Annotated in this window: 25 protein-coding genes; 10 read left to right on the forward strand and 15 right to left on the reverse strand. The window is 70.9% G+C overall.

Annotation, left to right across the window (positions count from 1 at the left end; genetic code table 11):
• Position 1: 1 nt before the first annotated feature.
• Genes AB0N14_RS27590 through hisD form a run of 7 tightly spaced genes read right to left on the reverse strand, consistent with a single transcriptional unit; the run spans position 2 to position 5,014 of the window.
• The gene (locus tag AB0N14_RS27590; RefSeq protein WP_366028406.1) at positions 2-391 is read right to left on the reverse strand and encodes a RidA family protein; all 390 of its coding nucleotides are present in this window, start codon (positions 389-391) and stop codon (positions 2-4) included.
• The gene (priA, locus tag AB0N14_RS27595) at positions 388-1,122 is read right to left on the reverse strand and encodes a bifunctional 1-(5-phosphoribosyl)-5-((5-phosphoribosylamino)methylideneamino)imidazole-4-carboxamide isomerase/phosphoribosylanthranilate isomerase PriA (protein ID WP_366028407.1); all 735 of its coding nucleotides are present in this window, start codon (positions 1,120-1,122) and stop codon (positions 388-390) included. Before priA ends, AB0N14_RS27590 begins: the two co-directional genes overlap by 4 nt.
• Positions 1,123-1,126: 4 nt before the next feature.
• Positions 1,127-1,792: an imidazole glycerol phosphate synthase subunit HisH gene (gene hisH / locus AB0N14_RS27600; RefSeq protein ID WP_366028459.1), complete on the reverse strand. Its 666-nt coding sequence runs from the start codon at positions 1,790-1,792 to the stop codon at positions 1,127-1,129.
• Positions 1,793-1,794: 2 nt separating this feature from the next.
• Positions 1,795-1,959, reverse strand: a complete 165-nt coding sequence (locus AB0N14_RS27605) for a hypothetical protein (RefSeq protein ID WP_366028408.1) — start codon at positions 1,957-1,959, stop codon at positions 1,795-1,797.
• A 3-nt stretch (positions 1,960-1,962) separates the two neighbouring features.
• Positions 1,963-2,556 (reverse strand): imidazoleglycerol-phosphate dehydratase HisB, encoded by a 594-nt coding sequence (gene hisB, locus AB0N14_RS27610; protein ID WP_366028409.1) that lies wholly within the window; start codon positions 2,554-2,556, stop codon positions 1,963-1,965.
• The gene (locus AB0N14_RS27615) at positions 2,553-3,692 is read right to left on the reverse strand and encodes a histidinol-phosphate transaminase (RefSeq protein ID WP_366028410.1); all 1,140 of its coding nucleotides are present in this window, start codon (positions 3,690-3,692) and stop codon (positions 2,553-2,555) included. Before AB0N14_RS27615 ends, hisB begins: the two co-directional genes overlap by 4 nt.
• Positions 3,689-5,014, reverse strand: coding sequence for a histidinol dehydrogenase (gene hisD, locus AB0N14_RS27620; RefSeq protein WP_366028411.1), 1,326 nt, complete (start codon positions 5,012-5,014; stop codon positions 3,689-3,691). The genes AB0N14_RS27615 and hisD overlap by 4 nt, the downstream gene beginning before the upstream one ends.
• Before the next feature lie 309 nt (positions 5,015-5,323).
• Between hisD and AB0N14_RS27625 the strand changes: the two genes are divergently transcribed.
• From AB0N14_RS27625 to ybaK, 4 genes are all read left to right on the forward strand, one after another.
• Positions 5,324-6,904, forward strand: a complete 1,581-nt coding sequence (locus tag AB0N14_RS27625) for an oxidoreductase (RefSeq protein WP_366028412.1) — start codon at positions 5,324-5,326, stop codon at positions 6,902-6,904.
• A 153-nt stretch (positions 6,905-7,057) separates the two neighbouring features.
• Positions 7,058-8,164, forward strand: a complete 1,107-nt coding sequence (locus AB0N14_RS27630) for a hypothetical protein (RefSeq protein WP_366028413.1) — start codon at positions 7,058-7,060, stop codon at positions 8,162-8,164.
• An 11-nt stretch (positions 8,165-8,175) separates the two neighbouring features.
• Entirely contained in the window at positions 8,176-8,916 is a 741-nt protein-coding gene (locus AB0N14_RS27635; RefSeq protein ID WP_366028414.1) for an LON peptidase substrate-binding domain-containing protein, read from the forward strand.
• Between the two features lie 45 nt (positions 8,917-8,961).
• On the forward strand, positions 8,962-9,516 hold the full coding sequence (ybaK, locus tag AB0N14_RS27640) for a Cys-tRNA(Pro) deacylase (protein WP_366028415.1): 555 nt from the start codon (positions 8,962-8,964) through the stop codon (positions 9,514-9,516).
• Positions 9,517-9,794: 278 nt separating this feature from the next.
• Here ybaK and AB0N14_RS27645 read toward each other — a convergent pair whose 3' ends face one another.
• The 4 genes from AB0N14_RS27645 to AB0N14_RS27660 all read right to left on the reverse strand — a co-directional run bounded on the left by AB0N14_RS27645 (position 9,795) and on the right by AB0N14_RS27660 (position 13,699).
• Positions 9,795-10,463: an AAA family ATPase gene (locus tag AB0N14_RS27645; RefSeq protein ID WP_366028417.1), complete on the reverse strand. Its 669-nt coding sequence runs from the start codon at positions 10,461-10,463 to the stop codon at positions 9,795-9,797.
• Positions 10,464-10,497: 34 nt separating this feature from the next.
• Positions 10,498-11,319, reverse strand: coding sequence for an ABC transporter permease (locus AB0N14_RS27650; RefSeq protein ID WP_366028418.1), 822 nt, complete (start codon positions 11,317-11,319; stop codon positions 10,498-10,500).
• Positions 11,320-11,401: 82 nt separating this feature from the next.
• Positions 11,402-12,373 carry an ABC transporter ATP-binding protein gene (locus AB0N14_RS27655; RefSeq protein WP_366028460.1) on the reverse strand — a complete coding sequence of 324 codons (972 nt, stop codon included), beginning with the start codon at positions 12,371-12,373 and terminating at the stop codon, positions 11,402-11,404.
• Between the two features lie 120 nt (positions 12,374-12,493).
• On the reverse strand, positions 12,494-13,699 hold the full coding sequence (locus AB0N14_RS27660; protein WP_366028419.1) for an NYN domain-containing protein: 1,206 nt from the start codon (positions 13,697-13,699) through the stop codon (positions 12,494-12,496).
• A gap of 221 nt (positions 13,700-13,920) precedes the next feature.
• Here AB0N14_RS27660 and AB0N14_RS27665 point away from each other — a divergent pair, with 221 nt between their 5' ends.
• Positions 13,921-14,100 (forward strand): hypothetical protein, encoded by a 180-nt coding sequence (locus AB0N14_RS27665; protein WP_366028420.1) that lies wholly within the window; start codon positions 13,921-13,923, stop codon positions 14,098-14,100.
• Between the two features lie 107 nt (positions 14,101-14,207).
• On the opposite strand, the gene dnaE is transcribed toward AB0N14_RS27665, so the two are convergent.
• A complete protein-coding gene (gene dnaE, locus AB0N14_RS27670; RefSeq protein WP_366028421.1) occupies positions 14,208-17,744 on the reverse strand; it encodes a DNA polymerase III subunit alpha in 3,537 nt (1,178 codons plus the stop codon).
• Positions 17,745-17,978: 234 nt separating this feature from the next.
• Between dnaE and AB0N14_RS27675 the strand changes: the two genes are divergently transcribed.
• The 4 genes from AB0N14_RS27675 to AB0N14_RS27690 all read left to right on the forward strand — a co-directional run bounded on the left by AB0N14_RS27675 (position 17,979) and on the right by AB0N14_RS27690 (position 22,708).
• Positions 17,979-19,304: a DUF2252 domain-containing protein gene (locus AB0N14_RS27675; RefSeq protein ID WP_366028422.1), complete on the forward strand. Its 1,326-nt coding sequence runs from the start codon at positions 17,979-17,981 to the stop codon at positions 19,302-19,304.
• 68 nt (positions 19,305-19,372) lie between these two features.
• On the forward strand, positions 19,373-20,059 hold the full coding sequence (locus AB0N14_RS27680) for a hypothetical protein (RefSeq protein WP_366028423.1): 687 nt from the start codon (positions 19,373-19,375) through the stop codon (positions 20,057-20,059).
• A gap of 72 nt (positions 20,060-20,131) precedes the next feature.
• Positions 20,132-20,944: a DsbA family protein gene (locus AB0N14_RS27685; RefSeq protein ID WP_366028424.1), complete on the forward strand. Its 813-nt coding sequence runs from the start codon at positions 20,132-20,134 to the stop codon at positions 20,942-20,944.
• A gap of 102 nt (positions 20,945-21,046) precedes the next feature.
• A complete protein-coding gene (locus tag AB0N14_RS27690; RefSeq protein ID WP_366028426.1) occupies positions 21,047-22,708 on the forward strand; it encodes an alkaline phosphatase D family protein in 1,662 nt (553 codons plus the stop codon).
• 15 nt (positions 22,709-22,723) lie between these two features.
• Here the strand turns inward: AB0N14_RS27690 and AB0N14_RS27695 are convergent, their stop codons facing one another.
• Positions 22,724-23,293: a dienelactone hydrolase family protein gene (locus tag AB0N14_RS27695; RefSeq protein WP_366028427.1), complete on the reverse strand. Its 570-nt coding sequence runs from the start codon at positions 23,291-23,293 to the stop codon at positions 22,724-22,726.
• A 102-nt stretch (positions 23,294-23,395) separates the two neighbouring features.
• Here AB0N14_RS27695 and AB0N14_RS27700 point away from each other — a divergent pair, with 102 nt between their 5' ends.
• Positions 23,396-24,505, forward strand: a complete 1,110-nt coding sequence (locus AB0N14_RS27700) for a mechanosensitive ion channel domain-containing protein (protein ID WP_366028428.1) — start codon at positions 23,396-23,398, stop codon at positions 24,503-24,505.
• A 12-nt stretch (positions 24,506-24,517) separates the two neighbouring features.
• On the opposite strand, the gene AB0N14_RS27705 is transcribed toward AB0N14_RS27700, so the two are convergent.
• Both AB0N14_RS27705 and AB0N14_RS27710 read right to left on the reverse strand, forming a co-directional pair.
• Positions 24,518-25,258 (reverse strand): SDR family oxidoreductase, encoded by a 741-nt coding sequence (locus AB0N14_RS27705; protein WP_366028429.1) that lies wholly within the window; start codon positions 25,256-25,258, stop codon positions 24,518-24,520.
• Positions 25,259-25,335: 77 nt separating this feature from the next.
• Entirely contained in the window at positions 25,336-26,922 is a 1,587-nt protein-coding gene (locus tag AB0N14_RS27710) for a Na+/H+ antiporter (protein ID WP_366028461.1), read from the reverse strand.
• Positions 26,923-26,932: the final 10 nt, after the last annotated feature.

A 26,932-nucleotide genomic window follows, 5' to 3' on the forward strand; every position in this document is an offset into this window, starting at 1 on the left:
TCTAGCCTCTGAAGGCTTCAAGTTCCACTTCGACCAGGATGCGCGGGTCGACGAAGCCCTCCACCACCAGCAGGGTCGTCACCGGGCGCACCCGGTCGAACAGCTCCTTGTGGGCCCGGCCCACCTCGTCGACGTCCCGCGGATGAGTCAGGAACATCCGGGTCCGGATCACCGACTCGGGCCCGAGTCCCAACTCGGCGATCGCCTCCAGCGCGCCGGTGAACGCCACCTTCGCCTGCTCGTACGGGTCGCCCTCCCCGTACAGCACGCTGCCCTTGAAGGACGTCGTGCCGCCCACCAGGACGCGGTCGCCCGCCGCGACGGCGCGCGCGAAACCGAAGGACTCTTCCCAGGGACTTCCGTTCTGCACTCGCCGTACGGCTTCGGTCATGACGACACAGCCTCCAAGGCCTCTTCCAGGGTGAACGCCTTCGCGTACAGGGCCTTCCCGACGATCGCGCCCTCAACCCCCACAGGGACCAGGTCGGCGATCGCCCGCAGGTCGTCCAGCGAGGACACGCCGCCGGAGGCGACCACCGGGCGGTCGGTCGCCGCGCAGACGTTGCGCAGCAGCTGGAGGTTCGGGCCCTGCAGCGTGCCGTCCTTGGCGATGTCGGTGACGACGTACCGCGCGCAGCCCTCCTTGTTGAGGCGCTCCAGCGTCTCGTAGAGGTCACCGCCGTCGCGGGTCCAGCCGCGGCCGCGCAGCGTGGTGCCGCGGACGTCCAGGCCCACCGCGATCTTGTCGCCGTGCTCGGCGATGACCTTGGCGACCCACTCGGGGGTCTCCAGGGCGGCCGTGCCGAGGTTCACGCGCGTGCAGCCGGTGGCCAGGGCGGCGGCCAGGGTGGCGTCGTCGCGGATGCCTCCGGACAGCTCCACCTTGATGTGCATGTCCTTCAGGCGATCGGTGACCTCGGCGATCAGCGCACGGTTGTCGCCGGTGCCGAACGCGGCGTCCAGGTCGACCAGGTGCAGCCACTCGGCGCCCGCCCGCTGCCAGGCGAGGGCGGCCTCCAGAGGGGAGCCGTAGGAGGTCTCCGTGCCGGACTCGCCGTGCACGAGGCGGACCGCCTGGCCGTCGCGGACGTCGACGGCGGGGAGGAGTTCGAGCTTGGCCATGTCTCTACAGGGTTCCGATCCAGTTGGTGAGCAGCTGCGCTCCGGCGTCGCCGGACTTCTCGGGGTGGAACTGTGTGGCCCACAGGGAGCCGTTCTCCACGGCCGCCACGAACGGCTTGCCGTGTGTCGACCAGGTCACCTTGGGGGCGCTCATCGCCGGGTTGTGCGTCTGAAGCTGCCAGTCGTGGACGGCGTAGGAGTGCACGAAGTAGAAGCGCGCGTCCGCGTCCAGCCCGGCGAACAGCTCGGAGCCGGCCGGTGCCTCGACGGTGTTCCAGCCCATGTGGGGCACGACGTCCGCCTGGAGCTGCTCGACCCGGCCGGGCCACTCGGCGAGGCCCTCGGTCTCGACGCCGTGCTCGATGCCGAGGCCGAACAGGATCTGCATGCCGACGCAGATGCCCATCACGGGGCGCCCGCCGGCCAGGCGGCGGTCGATGATCCAGTCGCCGCGCGCCTCCTTCAGCCCCTGCATGCAGGCGGCGAAGGCGCCGACGCCCGGCACCAGCAGGCCGTCGGCGTTCATGGCGCGGTCGAAGTCGCGGGTGATCTCCACGTCGGCGCCCGCGCGGGCGAGGGCGCGCTCGGCGGAGCGGACGTTGCCGAAGCCGTAGTCGAAGACGACGACCTTCTTGGAGGTCTTCGACGTCTTCTGGGACGTGCTCGGGATGCTCAATTCCACACCTCCAGACGCATGACGCCCGCGACGAGACACAGTGCCGCGGCGATCGACAGCAGCACGATCAGGCTCGTGGGCATCTTCTGCTTGACGAAGGAGATGATCCCGCCGACGAGGAACAGGCCGACGACGATCAGTGCGGTCGAGGTGCCGTTCATGGCCTACAGCGCGCCCTTCGTGGACGGGAGGATGCCGGCCGCGCGCGGGTCGCGCTCGCTGGCGTAGCGCAGGGCCCTCGCCAGCGCCTTGAACTGGCACTCCACGATGTGGTGGGCGTTGCGCCCGTAGGGCACGTGCACGTGCAGCGCTATCTGGGCCTGGGCGACGAAGGACTCCAGGATGTGCCGGGTCATCGTGGTGTCGTACTCGCCGATCATCGGCGCCATGTTCTCGGGCTCGGTGTGCACGAGGTACGGACGGCCGGAGAGGTCGACGGTGACCTGGGCGAGGGACTCGTCGAGCGGGACCGTGCAGTTGCCGAAGCGGTAGATCCCCACCTTGTCGCCGAGCGCGTGCTTGAAGGCGGCGCCGAGCGCGAGGGCGGTGTCCTCGATGGTGTGGTGCGAGTCGATGTGCAGATCGCCGTCGGTCTTCACGGTCAGGTCGAACAGACCGTGCCGGCCGAGCTGGTCGAGCATGTGGTCGTAGAAGCCGACGCCGGTGGCGATGTCGGTCTTGCCGGTGCCGTCGAGGTCGATCTCGACGAGGACCGAGGTCTCCTTGGTGGTGCGCTCCACGCGCCCAACGCGGCTCATGCGCTCTGCTCCTTCGGGGGCGTGGGGGTTTCCCCCACAAGACACTGCAGTTCACGTACCGCGTCGAGGAACGCGTCGTTCTCCTCCGGGGTCCCGGCGGTGACCCTCAGCCACCCCGGTACGCCGTTGTCCCGGACCAGGACGCCCCGCTCCAGGATCCTCCGCCAGGCTTCGTGCGCGTCGGGGAAGCGCCCGAACTGCACGAAGTTGGCGTCCGACTCGGTGACGTCGTAGCCGATCGCGCGCAGCTCGGCGACCAGCCGGTCCCGCTCCGACTTCAGCTGCTCGACGTACTTCAGCAGCGTATCGGTGTGCTCCAGGGCGGCCAGGGCGGTCGCCTGCGTGATCGCCGACAGGTGGTACGGCAGCCGGACGAGCTGGACGGCGTCCACGACCGCCGGATGCGCGGCGAGGTAGCCGAGGCGCAGGCCGGCGGCGCCGAACGCCTTCGACATGGTGCGCGAGACGACGAGATTCGGCCGACCTTCGAGCAGCGGCAGCAGCGAGGAGCCGTGGCTGAACTCGATGTACGCCTCGTCCACGATCACCATGGAGGGCTTGGCCGCCTGCGCGGCCTCGTACAGGGCGAGGACCGTCTCGGGCGGGACCGCGTTGCCGGTGGGGTTGTTGGGGGTGGTGATGAAGACGACGTCCGGCCGGTGCTCGGCGATCGCCTTCTCGGCGGTGGCGAGGTCGATCGTGAAGTCCTCGTTGCGCGGACCCGAGATCCAGCCGGTGCCCGTGCCGCGCGAGATGAGCGCGTGCATCGAGTACGACGGCTCGAAGCCGATCGCGGTGCGGCCGGGCCCGCCGAAGGTCTGCAGCAGCTGCTGGATGACCTCGTTGGAGCCGTTGGCCGCCCACACGTTCTCGAGGCCGACTTCGTACCCGCCGGTCTTCGTCAGGTACTCGGCCAGCTTCGTGCGCAGTTCGACCGCGTCCCGGTCCGGGTAGCGGTTCAGGCCGCGGGCGGCCTCGCGTACGCGCTCGGTGATCCGTTCGACCAGCGGCTCGGGCAGCGGGTACGGGTTCTCGTTGGTGTTCAGCCGTACGGGCACGTCGAGCTGGGGAGCGCCGTAGGGGGTCTTGCCGCGCAGCTCGTCCCGGACGGGAAGATCGTCGATTCCGAAGCTCACTTGCTCTCAGGCACCTTCCAACCGAACCTTGCCTTGATCGCCGCGCCGTGCGCGGGCAGGTCCTCGGCGTCCGCCAGCGTCACCACGTGGTGCGCGACCTCGGCCAGCGCGTCCCGCGTGTAGTCGACGATGTGGATGCCGCGCAGGAAGGACTGGACGGACAGGCCGGAGGAGTGGCAGGCGCAGCCTCCGGTCGGCAGCACATGGTTGGAGCCGGCCGCGTAGTCGCCGAGGGAGACCGGCGCCCAGGGGCCGACGAAGATCGCGCCCGCGTTCCTGACGCGGTCCGCGACCGCGGCGGCGTCGGCGGTCTGGATCTCCAGGTGCTCGGCGCCGTACGCGTCGACGACGCGCAGGCCCTCGTCGATGCCGTCGACCAGCACGACGGCGGACTGCTTGCCGGCCAGCGCCGGGCGGATCCGGTCCTCGATGTGCCGGGAGGCGGCGACCTGCGGCTCGAGCTCCTTCTCCACGGCGTCCGCGAGCTCGACGGAGTCGGTGACGAGGACGGCGGCCGCCAGCGGGTCGTGCTCGGCCTGGCTGATCAGGTCGGAGGCCACGTGCACCGGGTCGGCGGTGGAGTCCGCGAGGATCGCGATCTCTGTGGGGCCGGCCTCGGTGTCGATGCCGATCCTGCCGGTGAAGTAGCGCTTGGCGGCGGCGACCCAGATGTTGCCGGGGCCGGTGACCATGTTCGCGGGCGGGCAGGACTCGGTGCCGTACGCGAACATCGCGACGGCGGTGGCGCCGCCGGCCGCGTACACCTCGTCGACGCCGAGCAGAGCGCAGGCGGCGAGGATCGTCGGGTGCGGCAGGCCGTCGAACTCGGCCTGGGCCGGAGAGGCCAGGGCGATCGACCCGACACCGGCCTCCTGGGCCGGGACCACGTTCATGATCACGGACGACGGGTAGACGGACCGGCCGCCGGGCGCGTACAGGCCCACGCGGTCCACCGGCACCCACTTCTCGGTCACCGTGCCCCCGGGCACCACCTGCGTGGTGTGCGTGCTGCGGCGCTGCTCGCGGTGGACGAGACGGGCGCGGCGGATGGACTCCTCCAGGGCCGCGCGCACGGCCGGGTCGATCTGCTCCAGCGCGTCCTTCAGGGCCTGGGCCGGGACCCGGACCGACGTGAGACGCACTCCGTCGAACTTCTCGGCGAAGTCGATCAGCGCCGCGTCGCCACGATGATGCACGGCTTCGCAGATCGGACGCACCTTCTCCAGTGCGGCCGAAACGTCGAAGTCGGCTCGGGGCAGCAGGTCGCGCAGGGCCGGACCCTCCGGGAGGGCGTCGCCGCGCAGATCGATTCGGGAGATCACAGCCCCAATTCTCGCAGACGGCCCCGACGGGCCGGACGGCCGTATCAATGGCTGATACAGAGCGTGGGCGGGCGGACGGCTCGGTGCCGGGCCGGTCGGCCGCGGGCGGCCGGGGACGGATCGGTGGGCGACACGGCGTGTCGCAGCCGGGACGGAACGCTCGGTGAGGGGTGCCGGGCGGGGTGGCCGGATTCGATGGGTGCTCACAGTGGGCGGAAGATCCCCTTCACCTTCCGCGTTCGGGCCGTCACACAACGGGCATGAACGGTCGTACGAAACCCGCGAGTAGCTGGGGAGGAAGGAAGAGCCGTGACCGAGGGTGCCGGCATCCGTGTCGACTACGTGCCGGACGGACTGACCGCCACGGAGGCCGGAATGTGGCAGGCCTTCCGCAACGGCAGCGAGTACGACCTGCGAGACGGGGACCCCGCCGTGGACGATCCGCACGGCGACCGTCCCTGGGGGCCCGAGCGCAGCGTGCGGGCCCGGATCGTGGCCTGGCTGCTCCTCGACGGCCCGCCCGCGCTCGCGGGACGGGTCTCGTCGCTGAAGCTGACCGGCATCCGGATCACGGACACCCTGGACCTCGCGGGCGGCACGGTCGTGCCGTACGTCGAGCTGAACGGCTGCCGGTTCGAGAAGGAGGTCCTGCTGCCGGAGGCCCGTTTCACGACCGTGCGGCTCGTGGACTGCTCGGTGCCGCGGCTGGAGGCGGCGCGTGTGCACACGGAGGGCGACCTTCATCTGGCGCGCTGCCGGTTCCAGGGCGGGGTGCGGCTCACGGACGCGCACATCGGGACCGACCTGATGCTCAACCAGGCCGTCGTCCACCGCGACCGGCGCGGCCGCTCCATCTCAGCGGACGGGCTGACCGTCGGCCAGGACCTGCAGGCCGACATGCTGGAGTCGCACGGGGAGCTGAGCATGCGCAGCGCCAAGGTCGGCGTGTCGCTGAGCCTGCGCGGCGCCCGGCTGACCAACCCGTACACCCGGCTGGCACTGAACGCCCCGCAGCTGACGGTCGAGCGCACCCTGTACCTGACTCCGGCGGGCGTCGGCAATCCGCTGCAGAGCAGTGGCACCACGCCCGCGCGCGGCACCCGGGTGCAGCGCTTCGAGTGCCGGGGCGGGATCCGGCTCGACGACGGGCGGTTCGGGGACGCGGTCGACCTGGACCGGGCCCGGTTCGTCCTCGACGACGACCAGGAGCTGTCGCTGCGCCGGGTCCAGACGCCCGAGCTGCGCTTCCTGGGCGACCGGCCCGAGCGGGGCAAGGTGATCCTCTCGGGCGCCCGGATCGTGAACCTGGTGGACCGGTGGACCAGCTGGCCCGGCCTCGGCGACCTCCACATGGGCGGTTTCGCCTACGAGAACCTCGTGCCGCAGGACGCCTTCCCGCTCGCCCGGCGTCTGGAGTGGGTGGCGGCGGCGACCGCCGAGTACAACCCGGAGCCGTACGAACGGCTCGCGGCCGTCCTGCGCAACTCCGGCGAGGACGAGGACGCGCGCGAGGTGTTGCTCGCCAAGCAGCGGCGCCGCCGCGAGACACTGCCGCTCGCGGCCAAGCTGTGGGGGTACGTACAGGACTGGACGGTCGCCTACGGGTACCGGCCCGGCCGTGCCGCGGTGTGGATGGCGGTGCTGTGGGCGGCCGCGTCGATCGCGTTCTCGCACGCGAGCCATCCGCCGGTCGACAAGGACGGGCATCCGGCGTGGAACCCCTCCCTGTTCGCCCTGGACCTGCTGCTGCCGGTGATCGATCTGGGCCAGGCGGGCCAGTGGCGGCTGAACGGGGCCTGGCAGTGGCTGTCGACGGCGGTGATCCTGCTCGGCTGGATATTGGCCACGACGGTCGCGGCGGGGGCGACGAGGCTCCTGCGACGCAGTTGATCCGGGGTGACTGATGGGGCCTGCGCATAGAGGTCCATCAGCGGCCAAACGGTTACCTTTTACCCAATCTTGAACTTCGCCCGTACAACCAAACACGGGTTACGCATTTGTGCTGGCGCGTCCCCGACCTGCGGCTTTTCAATGGTCGACACCATGGCAATCCTCCGCCCCTTCATCCGTACGCCACGGATGACTCGCGCCTCCTCGCGCCTCGCCGACGGGTTGCCCGCCGACGACGAGGTCCTTCTCGACGCGCCCGACGACCGCCTGGCGCCCGCCCTGGTCGCGGCGGGCCGCGGCGAGTACGGTCCGGCGGCCGAACTGCTCGCGACCACACGTCAGGCCGCCGAGTGGGAGGACCGCGACCGGTATGTGACACGGCTCGGCGCCTTCGCCCGCTCGCGCGACGAATGGCTCACGGACTGGCACCAGGCCGCCCCGCACGACCCGGACGCCACTTTGATCAGCGCCCAACTCGCGGTGGCCCGATGCTGGGAGTCGCCGGCCCGCGTAGAACTCCTGCGCAGGGTCGGCCCCTTGGTCACCGCGGCGACCGAGGGCGATCCCCAGGACCCGGTGCCGTGGCGGGTGGCGCTCGACCACGCGCGCGGCGCGCACACCAGCCACACCGAGTACGAGCGGCTGTGGGCCGAGGCCGTACGCCGCTCCCCGCACCACTACGGCTGCCATGTCGCCGCCCTGCAGTACCTGTCGGCCGCGTGCAGCGCCCAGTGGGGAAGGACTCCGCACAGGCCCGGTGACTCGCACTGGGAGTGCTTCGACTTCGCCGAGACCGCCGCGCAGGACGCCCCGCCGGGCTCCCTGGTGCAGGCGCTGCCCGTGCGCGCCGCGTTCAAGTACCTGACGGAGGGCGACGGAGTGGTCGTGACCCGGGGACGGCTGGACGCGGCGGCCGACCGGGCGATCGCGCTGTCGTCGCGGTTCGCGGCCGCCGACCCGTGGCCCGCGGAGATCCGCAATCTCCTCGTCTTCGTCCTGGTCCTGCTGGAGCGCTGGCAGGACGCGCTCACGCAGTTGAGCGTGACCGGCCCGTACGCCACGTCGTTCCCCTGGGACCGGATCTGTGACGACCCGCTGGGCCGTTTCCTGGAGGTGCGGGAGGCGGTGCGACGGGCGGTGGCGTCGCCGGTTCCGCCGCACGTGCCCGAGCGGCTTCTGCCGCTCATCCCTCCCCCCGGCAGGCAACTGATCGGGCACCTGAACGACCACACCGGCCACAGGCCCCGCTGCGACCATTAGGCTTTCGGGTCGTGACCACCGTCCGGCTCCCGCTCTTCCCGCTGAACTCGGTACTGTTCCCGGGGCTCGTGCTCCCGCTGAACATCTTCGAGGAGCGCTACCGCGCCCTGATGCGCGACCTGTTGAAGATCCCCGAGGACGAACCGCGCCGGTTCGCCGTCGTCGCCATCCGCGACGGCCACGAGGTGGCGCCGAGCGCGCCGGGCATGCCGGATCCCACGGCGCTGCCCGAGCGCGGGCCCGCGGCCGGCTTCGGGTCCGACCCGGCCAAGGCGTTCCACGCGGTGGGCTGTATCGTGGACGCGGCGACGATCCGGGAGCGGGCCGACGGCTCGTTCGAGGTGCTGGCGACGGGCACGACCCGCGTCCGTGTGCTCTCGGTGGACACCTCCGGCCCGTATCTGACGGCCGAGCTGGAGGAGCTGCCGGAGGAACAGGGCGACGAGGCGGGCGCGCTGGCCGAGGGGGTGCTGCGGGCGTTCCGGCAGTACCAGAAGCGGCTGGCGGGCGCGCGGGAGAGGTCCCTGTCGGCGGGTGCCGACCTGCCGGACGAACCGGCCGTGGTGTCGTACCTGGTGGCGGCCGCGGTAATGCTGGACACGCCGACGAAGCAGCGGCTGCTGCAGGCGCCCGACACCGCCTCCCGCCTGCGCGACGAGCTGAAACTGCTTCGCGCGGAGACGGCCATCATCCGTAACCTGCCGTCGTTGCCGGCGACCGAACTGACACGGACGCCGACGAGTCTGAACTGACGCACGAACGCTTTGTGGGAACGGGACGGGAACGGGAACGGCCGTATGGCGAAGAAGTCGAAGAAGCGGCAGCAGGAAGAAGAGGCGCGCGAAGCGCATTCGAATAGGGCTGGTGGTGGGCGACGGGCGGGCGGAACACCGGCGACGGTGGCCCTGACGGCGGCCGGAGTGGAGTTCACGGTCCACGCCTACGACCACGACCCGTCCCACCCGTCCTATGGCGAGGAGGCGGCCGAGGCGATGGGTGTCTCCCCCGACCGGGTGTTCAAGACGCTGGTGGCCGACGTGGACGGGGCGCTCGTGGTCGGGGTGGTCCCGGTGGCGGGTTCACTGGACCTGAAGGCGCTGGCCACGGCGGTGGGCGGCAAGCGGGCGGCGATGGCGGACCCGGCGCTCGCGGAGCGTACGACGGGTTACGTACGCGGCGGCATCTCGCCTCTCGGCCAGCGCAAGAAGCTCCGCACGGTGCTGGACGAGTCGGCCTCCTCGCACACCACGATCTGCGTGTCCGCCGGGCGCCGGGGCCTGGAGGTGGAGCTGTTCCCCGAGGACCTGGCCAAGCTCACGGAAGCGACGCTGGCACCGATCGCCCGTGCCTGACCACTCGACGGACGGCCCGTCCTCGGCTAGTACGGAAATATGTCGAAGAGGACACGCAAGCGCAAATGGCGCATGAAGAAGGGCCACGCCAACCACGGCCACCGGCCGGCGTGACCACCGCCCGTCACAAATAGCGCCGGACGGGCACTCCGAGCCCGTCCGGCGTTCGAGGACGAGGCCGCAGGCCGATGCGGGAGTCCTGAGGCGCAGCCCACAGGGACGGGAAGGGCAGGGGCGGCGGGACGAGACTCATCCGCACGCACCCTGAGGGGCTACGCCTACGGCGCAGCCGCCCCGTACGGATCGGGATCCCGCGGAGCGAACAGCGCCGTCAGCCCCAGGTGCACCACCAGCGCCGCCACCGACCACGCCAGCAGCGCCCCCTTGGCCCCGAGCTTCAGCGGCGCGGAGAACGTCACTCCCTTGCCCACGGCCTTGGCGTGCGCGATGACGTTGTGCGGGGGCCCCAGCCAGACCCCCAACCGCCACGCGAGCAGCGAACCCAGCAGTCCGCCCACACAGAGGGCCACCACCAGCGGCACCCCGCCCCGCTTGCGCACCAGGAAGACGACCAGCGCACTGAGCACACCGAAGCCGGCCGCGAGCAGCGTGAACGTCCCGTCCACCCCGATCGCCTGTTCCCCCTCGGTGTCCTTCAGATAGACGACCCAGTTGTTGTCGACCTTGTCCCCCACCAGCGGCACGTGCGGCGCCAACCACCACCACAGCACCCCGAGCAGCGCCCCGGCGAGCGCGATGCCCACCGTGATCACGGCCGCCTCGCGCACCTCGGTCTTCATACCGGGCCCGTCCGCCCCGTAGACGGCCGTGGCACCGTGCGGTGCCGGCCCGATCCCCACAGGCTCGGACACGGCGTGCCACGCCTCGTGCGAAGAGTGCGGGGGCTGTTCATGCGGCGGCGGAGGCGGAGTCAACGGAGCGGTCACCTTCACATCCTGCCAGGCGTGTCTGTCAGCCGCGTCACCGGACGGCCGCCCGGCGGTATGCCCAGGTCGCCATGGCCAGCGAGGCCACCCCGACGGCGGCGCACACGCCCAGGTCGCCGAGGACGAACGCCCAGTCCGGATGCCCGCCGAAGGTCCGCGCAAACGCCTCCACCCCGTACGTCGACGGCAGCAGGTCGCGCGCGACCTGAATGGCCTCCGGCATCCGGTGCGCCGGCAGCACGCCCAGCAACAGCGCCGCCGACATGCCCAACTGCCCGAGCAGCGTGGCCAGTTCGGGCCGCGGCGCGAGCAGGCCCAGTGCGGCGCCGAGCCCGGACAGCGCGGCGCCGGCCAGTGGGATCACCGCCGCGAGAACCCACAGGTGGGCGAGCGGCAGTCCGAACAGCACGCACCCGAAGACGGCGGTCACCAGGGTCCCGGGAACGGTGAAGGAGGCATACGCCGCCGCGGCGCCCAGCACCACCGCCGCGGCCGGCACCGGCAGCGTGGCGTAGTGGTCGAGCCCGCCGCTGCCGCGCAGCTGCCCGAAGTACTGGGCGAGCAGGTTCAGACCGACGTACGCGACCACGAGCACGGACGATCCGGCGACCACGGACCACGCGTCGCTCCCTCCGCCGCTCACCACGCCGCGCATCATGATCATGATGCCGATCGACTGGAACGTCGCCACGAACAGCAGCGGGATCCGCGCGACCCGCGCCCTGGACAGCTGGGCCCGGTACACGGCGGCCATCGACGGCCACAGCCGCGCCCGCGGCCCGAGGGCGGCGCCGTCCACGGCACCGTCGTCCATCACCCGGGCGCCGGGCAGAACCCCGGCGGGTACGACACTCACCTCGCGCTGCTCCTCTTCGTTTTCCCCAAGGTCCCCGTGGAGCTCCCCCCAGAGCTCCGTACGGACACGACGGCCCCCGCGCTCATGCCTTCACCAGCCCCTGACCGCTGCCACCGAGCGTCAGGTAGACGTCCTCCAGGCTGGGCGTGGCCAGTGTGAAGTCGTCGAGGGCGGCGAAAGCGGCGCCCCCGGTGACGGTGGCGACGGTCGCGCGCGCCTCCTCCGGGGCCATCCGCAGCGACCAGCGGCGCCCGGACTCCACGGCGCGGGTGCGCAGCGCGGCGACCTCGGGCACCTCCAGGGGCGCCCGCTCGCGCCACACGAGTTCGACGCGGACCTCCCCGGCGACGCGCTCCTTGAGCCCGGCCGGGGTGTCACAGGCGATGATCCGGCCCCGGTCGAGGACGGCGACCCGGTCGAGGACGGTCTCCGCCTCGATGACGTTGTGGGTGACCAGCAGGACGGTCGTCCCGCGCTCGGCCCGCCGCCGGTCCACGGCGCCCCACACGGCGCGGCGGGCGACCGGGTCCATGCCGGTGGTCGGCTCGTCGAGCACCAGCAGCGGTCGCTCCCCCATCAGCGCGGCGGCGAAGCAGGCGAGCCGGCGCTGACCGCCGGAGAGCTTCTTCAGCGGCCTGGAGGCGATCGGTGCGAGCCCGAGTTCGTCGAGGACGGCGTCCCGCTCCTCGCGGGCGTGCCGCAGGTCGAGCCCGCGCAGCCGTCCGGTCGTCTCGGCGGCGAGCGAGACGGTCAGCTCGTCGAGGGCGGTGGACTCCTGGCCGAGGTAGGCGAGGATGCGGGCGGCCCGTTCGGGGTGGCGCACGATGTCGTGCCCGAGGATCTCCACGCTGCCGCTGTCGGGCCGCATCAGTCCGGTCAACTGGCGTACGAGGGTGGACTTGCCGGCGCCGTTCGGTCCGAGCAGTCCGAAGATCTCGCCGCGCCGGATGTCCAGCCGTACGTCGTCGGTGGCCCGCACCTCGGGCGTCCCGGGCGTGCCGCGCCGCCCCCGTACCGCCGGATAGGTTTTGGTCAGCCCGCGCACGGCGCACACGACGTCGTCACTGTGCCGTGGTGCCGTTGCGCTGCGCTTGCTCACAAAGGACGAGGGTAAGGGGTACCGCCCGCCGAGCGGTTCCCGGGGCCCGCCGGGACCGCGGTCCGAAGTGGTGTGTCATTCGCCGGCGGGCGCCTCCGCCGCCGTGCGCTGGTCGATCTCCCGCCAGAAGCCCGCGCGGATCGCGTACCGGTCGTGTTCGTCGATCTGGTCGTCCTTGTGGGCGAGCAGGCCGAAGCGGGCCGCGTACCGCAGCAGCTCACCGTCGATGCGGTGCGGCACCCGCGGGTACATGCTCGACAGTTTCTGCAGGTGGGAGGGGTCGGCGAGGCGAGAGATCCACCGCCGGGCGAAGACCTGCCCCACCTCGTAGGGGTCGCCGCCGACCGTGGTGATGTCCTCCTCCCGGTCGGCCCACCGCTGCTCCGCGGTCGTCAGCTGCGCCAGCGTCGGCAGCGAGGCGGCCTCCGGCGACTCGGCAGCGACGGGCCGATCCACCCAGCCCTTGTCGGACGACCAGCGAAGCGTCGCCCCGGCGGGCTGCTGCGCGGTCTGCGGCGCCCGCAGCGCCGCGAGGTCCTTCGGGGTGGGTACGCCCTTGCTGACCGGCACCCGCTCCTGGGCGCCGTTCTGCGATGCGGCCGCCGGGACGTGTTCCGGCTCGGCGGCGGGCCGCTCCGTGGCGGCCGTGAGCGCCGACTCGGGCAGCGGCGCCGACAGGATCGCGGCGATCTCCGGCCGGGGCGCGGGCGGCGGCGCGCACACCCCGCCCAGCTCCTTGGGCCGCACGGCCTGGGTGATCCACGCCCGGTCGAGCACGCGTCGCTCGTCGGCCTCGGCGACCAGGTCCTCGGACTGGTTGTAGTCGCCGTCCGCGGCCTGCACGGCCCACAGGTGCACGGCGACCCCGTGCTCCTTGGCGGCCATCATGCCCGGCAGCAGGTCCCCGTCGCCGGTGACGAGCACGACGTCCGAGCACGCGCGGTTGCGGGCCAGCTCGGTCAGTTCGGCGTGCATCGCGGCGTCGACGCCCTTCTGCGCCCACCGCCCGTCGCTGCGGGTCAGCGCGCCGAGGCGCACGGTCACCCGGGGCATCACGCGCAGCCGGCGGTGCTCCGGCTGCGGTACGCGGTCGGGAGCGCCGTCGAACCAGTAGATGCGCAGCAGTGGCCGCCCGGTGTCGGCCTCGGCGCGCTCCCGCAGTCCCTGGATGAGGGCGGCGTGGTCGACGGTGATCCGGGACCTCGAGGGCTCTCCGGCGAGGAGGCTGGCGGCAGCCCCGAGCAGATACCCGGCGTCCACCAGGACGATGCAGCGGTCCACGCGATCCACCCTCTTTCCGGGAGGTTTGCTTCGGGCTTGCTTCGAGTCTGCCCGACGGCGGAGAGGTTAACGGCCGGAACTCGATCTTCGGCGTGGCGTATCCGGGGGACCGGGCCGCGAAGGACTGTGTCACGCAGGGTAATTGTCCGACATGCGGTTGATGTCAGGCTATGTGAATCTGGTCCCGGCCCTGGCCCCTAGTCCCCACAGGAGGCATCACCATGGCCAAGAACAAGAACCGCAAGCAGGCCGGCCCGCAGAACCGCTCCCCGAAGGCCGAGCAGGCGCAGGAGCACACCCAGCGGCCCGCGGCGGAGGCGCACACGTCTCCGATGGCGCAGACCCCGGGCAGCCCGGCGGATGTTACCCGTAAGAAGCAGAAGAACTTCGGCCACAACTGACGCCTGCACGAGGGCTGATGCCGAGGCCCGCGCGCGAGGGCCGACGCAGAAAAAGGGGCGCACCCGTTCTCGGGTGCGCCCCTTATCCGCTGAGTCACTCCGGGTGATCAGCCCGCCAGGCACGACGGGCCGAGAAGGACCTTCAGGTCGCCGTAGAGGGCGGGGTCCGGCTTGACCCGATGGCGGTCCAGGCGCAGGACCGTCGTCTTGCGCGGCCCCTGAAGCTTGATCCGCACCTCGCTGTCGCCCTTGTGCTGGCTGAGGATCTCGCCGAGGCGGCTCACCATCGGCGGGGTGACCTTCACGGCCGGGATGGTGAGCACCACCGGGGCGTTGGTGCCCGCGTTCGACAGGTCCGGAACCATCAGTTCCATCGCGACCAGCCGGGGCACGTCCTCCCGCTTGTCGAGGCGGCCCTTGACGAACACCACGGCGTCCTCGACGAGTTGGGTGGACACCAGCTGGTAGGTCGCCGGGAAGAACATGCACTCGATGGAGCCGGCGAGGTCCTCGACCGTGGCGATCGCCCACGCGTTGCCCTGCTTGGTCATCTTGCGCTGCAGGCCGGAGATGATGCCGCCGATGGTGACGACCGCGCCGTCCGCGTGCTCGCCACCGGTGAGCTGGGCGATGCCCGCGTCGGCCTTGTCGGACAGCACGTGCTCCAGGCCGAAGAGCGGGTGGTCGGAGACGTACAGACCGAGCATCTCCCGCTCCTGGGCGAGCAGATAGGTCTTGTCCCACTCCTCGTCGGTGAAGGTGACGTCGAGACCGAAGCCGGGCTCGCTGCTCTCCTCCTCCATGCCGCCGAAGAGGTCGAACTGCCCCTCGGCCTCCTTGCGCTTGACCGCGACCACGTTGTCGATCATCGGTTCGTACTGCGCCATCAGGCCCTTGCGGGTGTGGCCGAGGGAGTCGAAGGCGCCGGCCTTGATGAGCGATTCCGTCGTCCGCTTGTTGCAGACGACCGCCTCCACCTTGTCCAGGTAGTCCGGGAAGGACGCGTACTTCCCCTTGGCCTTGCGGCAGCGGATGATCGACTCGACGACGTTCGAACCGACGTTGCGCACGGCGGAGAGGCCGAAGAGGATCACGTCGTCGCCCTGCGCGGCGAAGTTCGACTCGGACTCGTTGACATTAGGCGGCAGCACCCGGATGCCCATACGACGGCACTCGTTCAGGTAGACGGCCGACTTGTCCTTGTCGTCCTTCACCGAGGTGAGGAGCGCGGCCATGTACTCGGCGGGGTGGTTCGCCTTCAGGTACGCGGTCCAGTACGAGACCAGGCCGTACGCGGCCGAGTGCGCCTTGTTGAACGCGTAGCCGGCGAACGGGACCAGCACGTCCCACAGCGCCTGGATCGCCTCGTCGCTGTAGCCGTTCTTGCGGGCGCCCGACTGGAAGATGACGAAGTTCTTCTCCAGCTCCTCCGGCTTCTTCTTGCCCATCACGCGACGGAGGATGTCGGCCTCGCCGAGCGAGTAGCCGGCGATGATCTGGGCGGCCTTCTGCACCTGCTCCTGGTAGACGATCAGGCCGTAGGTGACGTCCAGGACCTCCTTGAGCGGCGCCTCCAGCTCGGGATGGATGGGCGTGATCTCCTGCTGGCCGTTCTTGCGCAGCGCGTAGTTCGTGTGGGAGTTCATGCCCATCGGGCCCGGGCGGTACAGGGCCGAGACGGCGGAGATGTCTTCGAAGTTGTCCGCCTTCATCAGGCGCAGCAGCGAGCGCATGGGCCCGCCGTCGAACTGGAAGACGCCGAGGGTGTCACCGCGCTGGAGCAGCTCGAAGGTCGTGGGGTCGTCCAGCGGGAGACTCAGGAGATCGATGTCGATCCCCTTGTTGGCCTTCACCATCTTGACGGCGTCGTCCATGATCGTGAGGTTGCGCAGGCCCAGGAAGTCCATCTTCAGCAGGCCGAGCGACTCACAGCTCGGGTAGTCCCACTGGGTGATGGTCACGCCGTCGGTGTGCCTCACCCAGACCGGGACGTGCTCGGTGATGGTCTCGCTGGACATGATCACGCCGGCCGCGTGCACGCCCATCTGCCGCACCAGGCCCTCCACGCCGCGTGCGGTGTCGATGACCTTCTTCACATCCGGCTCGTTCTCGTACATCGACCGGACCTCGCCCGCCTCCGAGTAGCGGGGGTGGCTGGGGTCGGTGATGCCGGACAGCGGGATGCCCTTGCCGAGGACGTCGGCGGGCATGGCCTTGGTGATGCGGTCGCCCATCGCGTACGGGTAGCCGAGCACGCGCGCGGAGTCCTTGATCGCGTTCTTGGCCTTGATGGTGCCGTAGGTGCCGATCATGGCGACCTTGTCGGCGCCGTACTTCTCCGTCACGTACCGGATCACCTCGACGCGCCGGCGCTCGTCGAAGTCGATGTCGACATCGGGCATCGAGATGCGCTCGGGGTTGAGGAACCGCTCGAAGATCAGGCCGTGCGGGATCGGGTCGAGGTCGGTGATGCCGAGGGCGTAGGCGACGATCGAACCCGCGGCCGAGCCGCGGCCGGGGCCCACCGCGATGCCGTTCTTCTTGGCCCACATGATGAAGTCGGCGACCACGAGGAAGTAGCCCGGGAACCCCATCTGGATGATGACGTCCATCTCGTACTCGGCCTGCTTCATGCGGTCCTCGGGGATGCCGCCCGGGAAGCGGCGCTCCATGCCGCGGCGGACCTCCTCCTGGAACCAGGTCACCTCGGTGTACCCCTCGGGGATGTCGAACTTGGGCATGAGGTCGCGCTTGACGAACATGCCCTCGGTGTCGACCATCTCCGCGATCAGCCGGGTGTTCTCACAGCCCTCCTGCCAGGCGTCCGAGGAGTCGATGGCGTACATCTCCTGCGTGGACTTCAGGTAGTAGCCCGTGCCGTCGAACTTGAAGCGGTCCGGGTCGGAGAGGTTCTTGCCGGTCTGGATGCACAGCAGGGCGTCGTGGGCGGACGCCTCGTGCGCGTACGTGTAGTGCGAGTCGTTGGTGACCAGCGGCGGGATGCCGAGCTTCCTGCCGATCTCGAGCAGGCCGTCGCGGACCCGGCGCTCGATCTCGATGCCGTGGTCCATCAGCTCCAGGAAGTACTTGTCCTTGCCGAAGATGTCCTGGTAGTCGGCGGCCGCCTTCAGGGCCTCGTCGAAGTGGCCGAGGCGCAGCCGGGTCTGCACCTCGCCGGAGGGGCATCCGGTGGAGGCCACGATCCCCTCGGACCACTGGGCGATGGTCTCCTTGTCCATGCGGGGCCACTTCTGCAGCCAGCCCTCGGCGTACGCGTCGGAGGACAGGCGGAAGAGGTTGTGCAGACCGGTCCTGTTCACCGCCCACATCGTCTTGTGGGTGTAACCACCGGAACCGGAGATGTCGTCCCGCTTCTGGTGCGGCTGGCCCCAGAGGATCTTGCGCTTGTTGCGCCGGGACTCGGGGGCGACGTACGCCTCGATGCCGATGATGGGGGTGATTCCGGCCTTCTTCGCGGAGTGGAAGAAGTCGTACGCCCCGTGGAGGTTGCCGTGGTCGGACATGGCGATGTGGGTCATGCCCATCTCGTTGCACGCGTTGAACATGTCCTTCAGCCGCGCGGCACCGTCCAGCAGCGAGTACTGGGTGTGGACGTGCAGGTGCGTGAACGGCGGCTTTGACACGGTTCGAGCCTCCAGGGCAAACATTACGTCGACGGTGTCCCCCGGTCGCGGACAGTCCGGGGGACAGCGTCGAAGTCTATGCCTCGGCACTGACACCCGGAGGCGTCCGGCGCGTACCTTCATGCGGAGAAAACGTGGGCACTCCCCCACACCGCCGGACGTTGGCGTGGGGGAACACCCGCGGAAGATCGACCCCAAACGTCACGCACCACCGGTACCAGGAGGCACCCAGCGATGTCGGTTCCGCAGCTCAGCGCCGAGCAACGCGGTGAGGAGATCCTCGCCGTCTTCGACACCGCCTTCGGCGAGCTGCTCGCCGCCGACCCGGCCGCGTTCCGCGTGAAGTTCCGCAAGATGGCGGCCTCCGCGTTCGCGTTCTACCGGGGCACGGCGTGCCTCTTCTACCAGGATCTGGACGCGGACAAGCGCGGCGGCCCGTACCTGGACGACCGCACCTCGCGGGTATGGATCCACGGCGACCTGCACGCCGAGAACTTCGGCACCTACATGGACTCCACGGGCCGCCTGATCTTCAATGTGAACGACTTCGACGAGGCGTACGTCGGCCCCTTCACCTGGGACCTGAAGCGCTTCGCCGCCTCCATGGCCCTGATCGGCTACGCGAAGGCGCTCAGCGACGACCAGATCACCGAGCTGGTCCGCATCTACGCCGCGGCCTACCGTGAGCGCGTCCACGCCCTGGCCACCGGCGCCAAGAGCGACGAGGTGCCGCCCTTCACCCTGGACACCGCCCAGGGCCCGCTGCTGGACGCGCTGCGCGACGCCCGCTCGCTCACCCGCTTCGGGCTGCTGGACTCGATGACCGAGATCCGTGACTTCGAGCGCCGCTTCGCGCCGGGAGGCGGCTCCATCGAGCTGGACGCCGCCACCCGCTACAAGGTGCTCGCGGCCTTCGACGGCTACCTGGAGACGCTGCCGGAGACGTCCCTGGCCCGCCCGGACTCCTACCGCGTGAAGGACGTCGTCGGCCGCCGCGGCATCGGAATCGGCTCGGCCGGCCTGCCGTCGTACAACATCCTCCTCGAGGGCCACAGCGACGCCCTGGAGAACGACGTCGTGATCTACATCAAGCAGGCCCAGACCCCGGCCGTCTCCCGGCACATCACGGACCCCGTGATCCGCGAGTACTTCCAGCACGAGGGCCACCGCACGGTGATCTCCCAGCGCGCCCTGCAGGCGCACGCCGACCCGTGGCTGGGCTGGACCGAGCTGGACGGCGCGGGCCAGCTGGTCGCCGAGGTGTCGCCGTACGCGGTGGACCTGGACTGGGGCGACATCGACGACCCGGAGGAGATCGCCTCGGTGGTCGCCGACCTGGGCCGCGCCACGGCCGCCATGCACGCGGCGGCGGACGACCAGTCCGGCGAGTCCCTGGTGCCCTTCTCCACCGAGCGGGCCATCGACGCGGCGATCGCCGCCGCCGAGGACGGCTTCGGGGAACTGCTGGTGGACTTCGCCCACACCTACGGGGCACGCGCGCGTGCGGACCACCAGATCTTCGTGGACCTGTTCCGCAACGGCCGGATTCCAGGTCTGTGACGGAAGGGCCAGGTACGGGAATCCTTTAGCGCTCCCTTACGGGAGCACGTGACACACTCTCCTCTGCTATGGACATATCCGGGACCCACCTCAGAGCCGTACGCGCGGCGCTGTTCACGGCACTGGTCGTGACACTCAGCACCGCGTCGCACGTGCTGCTGTCCGAGGTCCCCCTGCCGATGGGGACGGTGGCCGCCATAGCCGCCGCCGTCTTCGTAGTCGCGTACGCGCTGGCGGGCCGTGAGCGCGGCTTCGGGAAGATCGCCGCCCTGCTGGTGCCGCTGGAGCTGACCGCGGACACGGTGTTCACCACCGGCCAGCACGCCTGCTACGGCAGGGCGGGCGGCCCGGTCACCGGCCCGCTGCGCTCGGTGGGCCTGGACCTGCTGTGCAGCGGGGGCAGCGTGGGCACCCCGCTCAGCCGGGTCGCCGGCACCGGCAGCGACCGGATCGCGGCGCTCCTGGCGCACGCCGACCCGGAGACCGCCTGGCTGCTGCTCGCCGCCCATGTGGGCGTGGGGCTGCTGGCCGCCGCCTGGCTGCGCCGCGGCGAGCGGGCGCTGGCCCAGCTGCTCGGCGCGGTGGCCGCGACCACGTTCCGGCCGCTGCTGCTCGCGGTCGCCGCGGTGACGGTACGGCTCGCTCCGGTCCGTCGGGCCCCGCGCCCGGCGCCCCGGAACACCGCCCCGCGCACCCGCCTCTTCGTGCACTCCCTGGGACGGCGTGGACCGCCGTGCTCGGTCGCCCTGGTCTGAGCGACACCCCGAGCACTCCAGTCCCCACCCGTACCCCGCGCACGACGATGCGCGTCCCCGAGGAGATCACCCATGAGCAAGCGGAACAGCCAGGCGGCGAAGACGGCGGCCCGTGAGCGGCTGCGCATCGAGCGCGAGCGGCAGGCCAAGCGCGACAAGGTCAAGCGGCAGCTGATCGTCGCCGGTTCGGTCGTCGCCGTGCTCGCCGTCGCCGGCGGCGTCGGCTACGCCGTCGTGCAGAACAACAAGCCCAGCCACTGGGAGGCCGCGAAGAGCGAGAAGCTCGTCGCGCCGGCCAACACCTCCGGCACGAACGGCACCACCGTCGTGATCGGCAAGAGCAGCGCCAAGAAGACCCTGGTCATGTACGAGGACCCGCGCTGCCCGATCTGCGCCCAGTTCGAGCAGACGGTCGGCTCGACCGTCAAGAAGGACCTCGACGAGGGCAAGTTCAAGATCCAGTACGTCGGCGCCACGTTCATCGACACCAACACCCAGGGCGAGGGCTCCAAGAACGCCCTGAGCGCCATGGGAGCCGCGCTGAACGTCAGCCCCGAGGCGTTCCTCGAGTACAAGACCGCGCTGTACTCGGCGAAGTGGCACCCGGAGGAGACCGAGGACACGTTCAAGGACGACAGCTACCTGATCAAGGTCGCGAACACCGTCCCCGCGCTGAAGGACAACGCGGCGTTCCAGAAGGCCGTGAAGGACGGCACCTACGACAAGTGGGCGCTGGACATGTCCGACGTCTTCAACAAGAGCGGGGTGCAGGGCACGCCGACCCTGAAGATGGACGGCAAGACGCTCACCGGGTCCGACGGCAAGAACGCGCCGATGACGGTGGCCGAGTTCAACGCGACGATCGACAACGCGCTCAAGTCCTGACCGGTCCCCCGGGCGGGCCTGAGCGGTCAGGCGGAGAAAGAGCGGGCGAACTTTGCCTGTTCGCCCGCTCTTTGCGCGTACCGGTCAGTAGTCTGCTCGGCCGTGACCAGTCGACACAGATCTTCCGAGAGCGTCAACTCCCTTTCCCCGCGCCGCCGTACGGTCGTCAAGGCCGCGGCGGCGACGGCCGTCCTGGGCGCCCCGCTCGCCGCCGCCCTTCCCGCCCGGGCCGCCGCCGGCACCCCGGCCTTCCTGCACGGCGTGGCCTCCGGTGACCCGCTGCCCGACGGCGTCCTGCTGTGGACCCGGGTGACACCCACCGCGGAGGCGACGCCCGGCTCCGGTCTCGGTCCCGACACCGAGGTGGCCTGGGTGCTCGCCAAGGACAAGGCGTTCACAGCGATCGTCGCCAAGGGTTCCGTCACCGCGACCGCCGCCTCCGACCACACCGTGAAGGCCGACGTCCGGGGGCTGGAGCCGGCCACCGACTACTGGTTCCGCTTCTCCGCGGGCGGCACCGACTCCCCCGTCGCCCGCACCCGCACCGCGCCGGCCGCCGACGCCGCCGTGTCCGGGCTGCGCTTCGGCGTGGTCTCCTGCGCCAACTGGGAGGCCGGCTACTTCGCGGCGTACCGGCACCTTGCCGCCCGGGGCGACCTGGACGCGTGGCTGCACCTGGGCGACTACATCTACGAGTACAAGACGGGCGAGTACGCGGCCCGTGGCACGGTCGTGCGCCCGCACGCCCCGGCGAACGAGATCATCACGCTGTCCGACTACCGGATCCGGCACGCCAAGTACAAGACGGATCCCGACCTTCAGGCCCTGCACGCGAAGGCACCGGTCATCGCGATCTGGGACGACCACGAGTTCGCCGACAACGCCTGGTCGGGCGGTGCGGTCAACCACACCGAGGGCACCGAGGGCACCTGGACGGCCCGCAAGGCGGCGGCGAAGCAGGCGTACTTCGAGTGGATGCCGGTCCGCCCGGCCGTCGAGGGCACGACCTACCGCCGGCTGCGTTTCGGCAAGCTGGCCGACCTCTCCCTGCTGGACCTGCGCTCCTTCCGCTCGCAGCAGGCGTCCACGGGCAGCGGTTCCGTCGACGACCCGGACCGCACGATCACGGGCCGTGCCCAACTCGACTGGCTCAAGGCGGGCTTGAAGGCGTCCGGCACCACTTGGCGGCTGGTCGGCAACTCGGTGATGATCGCGCCGCTCGTCGTCGGCTCGCTCTCCGCGGATCTGCTCAAGCCGCTGGCCAAGCTGCTGGGGCTGCCGCAGGAGGGCCTCGCCGTCAACACCGACCAGTGGGACGGCTACACCGACGACCGCCGTGAACTGCTCGCGCATCTGCGGGCCAACGCGATCCGGAACACCGTATTCCTGACCGGCGACATCCACATGGCGTGGGCCAACGACGTGCCCGTCGACGCGGGCACCTACCCGCTGTCGGCCTCCGCCGCCACCGAGTTCGTGGTCACCTCGGTCACCTCCGACAACCTCGACGACATCGTCAAGGTCCCCGAGGGCACCGTCTCGGCGGTGGCCGCGCCGGTCATCCGCGCGGCCAACCGGCACGTCCACTGGGTGGACACCGACCGCCACGGCTACGGCGTGCTGGACATCACCGCCGAGCGCGCGCAGATGGACTACTACGTCCTGTCCGACCGTACGAACGCGAGCGCCACCTCTTCCTGGGCGCGGTCGTACCGCACGCGCAGCGGCACGCAGAAGGTCGAGCGGACATACGAACCGGTGTAGGCCGCCGCGAGCCCGCTACAGGCTGTCGAGGAAGCCGAGCGCCACCCGCCAGGTGGCCTCGGCCGCCTCCTCGTCGTAGTCCGGCAGGTCCGGATCGGTGTACAGGTGGCCCGCGCCCGCGTACCGGTAGATCTCCACGTCCGCGCCCGCTCTGCCCATCTGCAGGTACCAGGCGCTGAGCCAGTCGTCCGTCTCGAACGGGTCCGGCTCCGCGACGTGCAACTGGACCGGCAGGGCGTCCACCGAGGCGCCCGGCGCGATGTCCGAGGTGCCGTGCAGCAGCAGGAGTCCGCGCGCCTTGTGGTCACCGAGCGCCAGGGTCTGCCCGATGGACGCGCCGAGCGAGAACCCGGAGTACACCAGCCCTCGCTCCGAGTAGGGCGCGGCGGCCAGGACGGCCCGCTTGAGCAGCTCTTCCTTCCCGATCTCGTCCTTGAAGGCCATGCCCTCCTCGACCGTCTCGAAGGTGCGGCCGTCGAACAGGTCGGGGGTCCACACCTCGTGCCCGGCGGCGCGGAGCCGGTCGGCCGCGGCCCGGACGGCCGGCCGCAGCCCGTACGTCGAGTGGAAGAGCATGATGTTCATGAGCCCATGGTGCCAGCCGGGACCGACGACGCCGTGCGCTGCGCGGCAGCGGGTGTTCTTGGCCACAGGTTCACGCCGTGCCCCACTGGTTACGCTCCAAGGATGGAGAACGTACTGCGCCCGGTGATGGTCGTCGGCGGCACGGTCGGACTCACCCTGCTCATCGGGTGGGGCACGGACGTCCTGCTGCGCAAGGCGAACGCCCGGCACCCCGAGACGCCCCTGTGGGGTCTGCTGCGCCGCGGCCGCATCCCCTACCAGCTTGTGCTGTGCGCGGCCCTGCTGAGGGGCTCCTACGACCAGGCGAAGGTCCTCCAGGCCCATCAGGTCGGCATCGGCCGGACGCTCACCCTGGTACTGATCGGTTCCGCGGCCTGGCTGGTGATCCGCATCGCGGGGGCCATAGTCGAGACGACGTACAGCCGCTACGCCCGCGCCCACCACGACCCGGCCCGGGTCCGGCGCGTGCGCACCCAGGTCACGCTGATCATGCGGGTGGTGTACGCGACCGTAGGGGTGGTGGCGGCCGGCGCGATGCTGCTGACGTTCCCGGCGATGCGAACGGCCGGCGCCTCGCTGCTGGCCTCGGCCGGCATCCTCGGCATCGTCGCCGGTGTCGCCGCGCAGTCCACGCTCTCCAACCTCTTCGCCGGGCTGCAGATCGCGTTCGGCGACATGGTGCGGCTCGGCGACACGGTGGTCGTGGACGGCGAGTGGGGCACGGTCGAGGAGATCACCCTGACGTTCCTGACCGTGCGCACCTGGGACGAGCGGCGGATCACCATGCCGGTGTCCTACTTCACCTCCAAGCCCTTCGAGAACTGGTCGCGCGGCAGCGCCCAGATGACCGGCATCGTCTACTTCCACGTCGACCACACCGCGCCCGTGGACGCGATGCGCGAGAAGCTCCGCGACATCCTGCGCCACTGCCCGGCGTGGGACGGCCGCGCCTACGGCCTCCAGGTCACCGACTCGACGCCCAACACCATGCAGGTGCGCGCGCTGGTGACCGCGAAGGACGCGGACGACATATGGACGGCCCGGGTCACGGTGCGCGAGGAGCTCATCCGCTGGCTGGCCGAGGAGCATCCCTACGCGCTGCCGCGGGTCAACACGGCGGGCGCCATACCTCCGCCCGGCTGGAACGGTCACTCCTCGCGCGACGGACAGTTCCACAAGGCGTACGAGCACCAGCGGGCGGGCCGGGGCTGATCCCCGCCCGCGTCAGCGGCCGCGTTCCGCACCGCCGTTGACCTGGATCACCTGCGCGGTGATGTGGCGGGCGCCGGGGGACGCCAGCCAGTGCAGGGTCGCGGCGACGTCGCCGGGCGTGGCGGCACGGCCGATGGACGTCTCCGCGATGAGCCGGTCGCGCCGCGCCGTGTCCATCGCCTCGCCGAAGAACTCGGTGTCCTCGACATAGCCGGGCGCGACCACGTTCACCGTGATGCCGCGCGGCCCGAGCTCCCGGGCCAGATCGAAGGCGTACGGGTGCAGGGCGGCCTTGGAGGCGGCGTACGCGCCGCTGCCGGAGCCGCGGTAGGCGGCGATGGAGCTGAGGAACAGCACCCGGCCACCGGGTGAGGCGAGCCGGTCGCGCAGTGCCTCGGTGAGCAGGGCCGCGGTCAGCACGTTCAGCCGGAAGTTCACGGTCCAGGTGTGCGCGACGGTTTCGATCGGATCTTCGATGTCGGCCTTGGGCTCCAGGAGCCCACTGCCGCCGGCGCTGTTGACGAGGACGTCCACGGTGCCCAGCTCGTCGGCCACGAACTGGGCGGCGCCGCGCACGGCGTGCGGGTCGCTCAGATCGGCCGCGTAGGTGAGCGCCCCGGGCACGTCGGCCTTCTCCAGCACTTCCGCCCGGCGTCCGAGGAGCAGTACCCGGTCGCCGTCCGCCGCGAAGGCCCGCGCCGCCGCCAGTCCGATCCCCGTGCCACCGCCACTGATCACCACGTTGCGCGTCATGATGCGATCGTACAAAAGCCGCTTCCGGTGAGGCGATTGCTCTTCCTGGCGGGTCGCGGGACGGCCCGGCGGCGGTGTCAGCGCAGACTGCGGACGTCCAGGTGGCGCAGCACCCGGTCGACGATCTCCGGGTCGGCACCCGGTTCGCTGCGTGCCGCCAGCACCTCGTGGCGTGCCGCGCTCAGCATCTCCCCGTGGATCCTGCGTACCCGCTTGACGCGCCGGGCCCGCTGCTCGTGCGCCTCGCGCCGCTCCTCGTCCCCGAGGTCGGGGCTGATGCGGGCGCCGATGTCGAAGGCCCGCCGCAGCAGCTGCTCGGACAGCTCGTCCGGCAGCTCCTCGACCTGCTCGATCTCCTTCAGCCTCCGCTTCGCCGCCTTGGTCGCGCGGACCGCCAGCGCGTGCTCGAACTCCTTTTCGCTCTCCGTGTCGGCCCGCACGTTCAGCCTCCGCACCAGCCACGGCAGCGTGAGCCCCTGGAGCACGAGCGTGGCGGTGATCACCCCGAAGGCGATGAAGACGATCTCGTCCCGGCCGGGGAAGGGCGATCCGTCGTCCATGGTCAGCGGAATGGCCAAGGCCAGCGCCACCGACGCCACGCCCCGCATCCCCGACCACCACATGACGACGGTCTCCCGCCAGGACACCGGGATCTCCTCGTCGTAGTCCCGTATGGCGTGCAGCCGCTTGGTCAGCCAGGTCGCGGGCAGCAGCCAGGCGAGGCGGACGAACACCACGACGGCCACGATCGCGGCGGCCCAGCCGAGCATCTCGCCCCACCGCCCGGACGCGGTCCGGATCGCGTGGTGCAGTTCCAGCCCGATGAGCCCGAACGCGATCCCGGTGACCAGGGTGTCCACGACGTCCCAGAACGTGTGCCCGGCGAGCCGCATCATCACATCGTCCGGATCGGCGGCGTACTCCGCCAGGAACAGTGCGGTGATCAGCACGGACAGCACGCCGGAGCCGTGCAGCTCCTCGGCCAGGACGTACGAGGCGTACGGCACGAGGAGCGTCAGCCCGATCTGCAGGGTGGCGTCGCCGAGCAGGTCGAGCAGCTTGTTGGCGGCCCAGCCGAGGGCGAGCCCGACGGCGAGGGCGACGACCGCGGAGAGCGCCAGTTCGAGCAGGGCGTGCGGCAGCGAGAACGTTCCGCTGACGGCGGCGGCGATCGCGACGTGGTACAGCACGATCGCCGTCACGTCGTTGAACAGGCCCTCGCCCTCCAGGATCGACACCAGACGGCGGGGCAGCCCGAGCTGTCCCGCGACGGCGGTCGCAGCGACCGGGTCGGGCGGCGCGACCAGGGCGCCGAGCGCCACCGCCGCGGCGACCGGCAGCCCCGGCACGACCTCGTGGGCGACGGCGGCCACGCATACGGTGGTGACGAACACCAGCGCGACCGCCAACAGGAAGATGGGCCGCTTGTTGCCCGCGAACTGCCGCCACGAGGTGCGGCGCACCGCCGCGTACAGCAGCGGCGGCAGCAGTGCGGGCAGGATCAGCCCGGGCGGGATGTTGACGTCGGGCACGAAGTCGAGCAGGGCGAGCACGATCCCGAGCAGGGTCATCAGCACCGGCGCCGGCAGCCGGAGCCGGTCCCCGACCGGGACGCTCACCACGGCCCCGAGCACCAGCAGCAGGAACAGGGCCAGTTGGTCCACGGTGAGCGCT

This window comes from Streptomyces sp. NPDC051104, assembly GCF_040682835.1.
GTDB lineage: Bacteria > Actinomycetota > Actinomycetes > Streptomycetales > Streptomycetaceae > Streptomyces > Streptomyces cynarae.

Excerpts from the sequence above, each read along its gene's own strand:
- AB0N14_RS27685 (WP_366028424.1), top strand. The coding sequence starts at position 20,132 with ATGAGCAAGCGGAACAGCCAGGCGGCGAAGACGGCGGCCCGTGAGCGG.
- ybaK (WP_366028415.1), top strand. The coding sequence starts at position 8,962 with ATGGCGAAGAAGTCGAAGAAGCGGCAGCAGGAAGAAGAGGCGCGCGAA.
- AB0N14_RS27700 (WP_366028428.1), top strand. The coding sequence starts at position 23,396 with ATGGAGAACGTACTGCGCCCGGTGATGGTCGTCGGCGGCACGGTCGGA.
- AB0N14_RS27675 (WP_366028422.1), top strand. The coding sequence starts at position 17,979 with ATGTCGGTTCCGCAGCTCAGCGCCGAGCAACGCGGTGAGGAGATCCTC.
- AB0N14_RS27705 (WP_366028429.1), bottom strand. The coding sequence starts at position 25,258 with ATGACGCGCAACGTGGTGATCAGTGGCGGTGGCACGGGGATCGGACTG.
- AB0N14_RS27680 (WP_366028423.1), top strand. The coding sequence starts at position 19,373 with ATGGACATATCCGGGACCCACCTCAGAGCCGTACGCGCGGCGCTGTTC.
- AB0N14_RS27590 (WP_366028406.1), bottom strand. The coding sequence starts at position 391 with ATGACCGAAGCCGTACGGCGAGTGCAGAACGGAAGTCCCTGGGAAGAG.
- AB0N14_RS27630 (WP_366028413.1), top strand. The coding sequence starts at position 7,058 with ATGGCAATCCTCCGCCCCTTCATCCGTACGCCACGGATGACTCGCGCC.
- AB0N14_RS27605 (WP_366028408.1), bottom strand. The coding sequence starts at position 1,959 with ATGAACGGCACCTCGACCGCACTGATCGTCGTCGGCCTGTTCCTCGTC.
- AB0N14_RS27695 (WP_366028427.1), bottom strand. The coding sequence starts at position 23,293 with ATGAACATCATGCTCTTCCACTCGACGTACGGGCTGCGGCCGGCCGTC.
- hisB (WP_366028409.1), bottom strand. The coding sequence starts at position 2,556 with ATGAGCCGCGTTGGGCGCGTGGAGCGCACCACCAAGGAGACCTCGGTC.
- priA (WP_366028407.1), bottom strand. The coding sequence starts at position 1,122 with ATGGCCAAGCTCGAACTCCTCCCCGCCGTCGACGTCCGCGACGGCCAG.
- AB0N14_RS27665 (WP_366028420.1), top strand. The coding sequence starts at position 13,921 with ATGGCCAAGAACAAGAACCGCAAGCAGGCCGGCCCGCAGAACCGCTCC.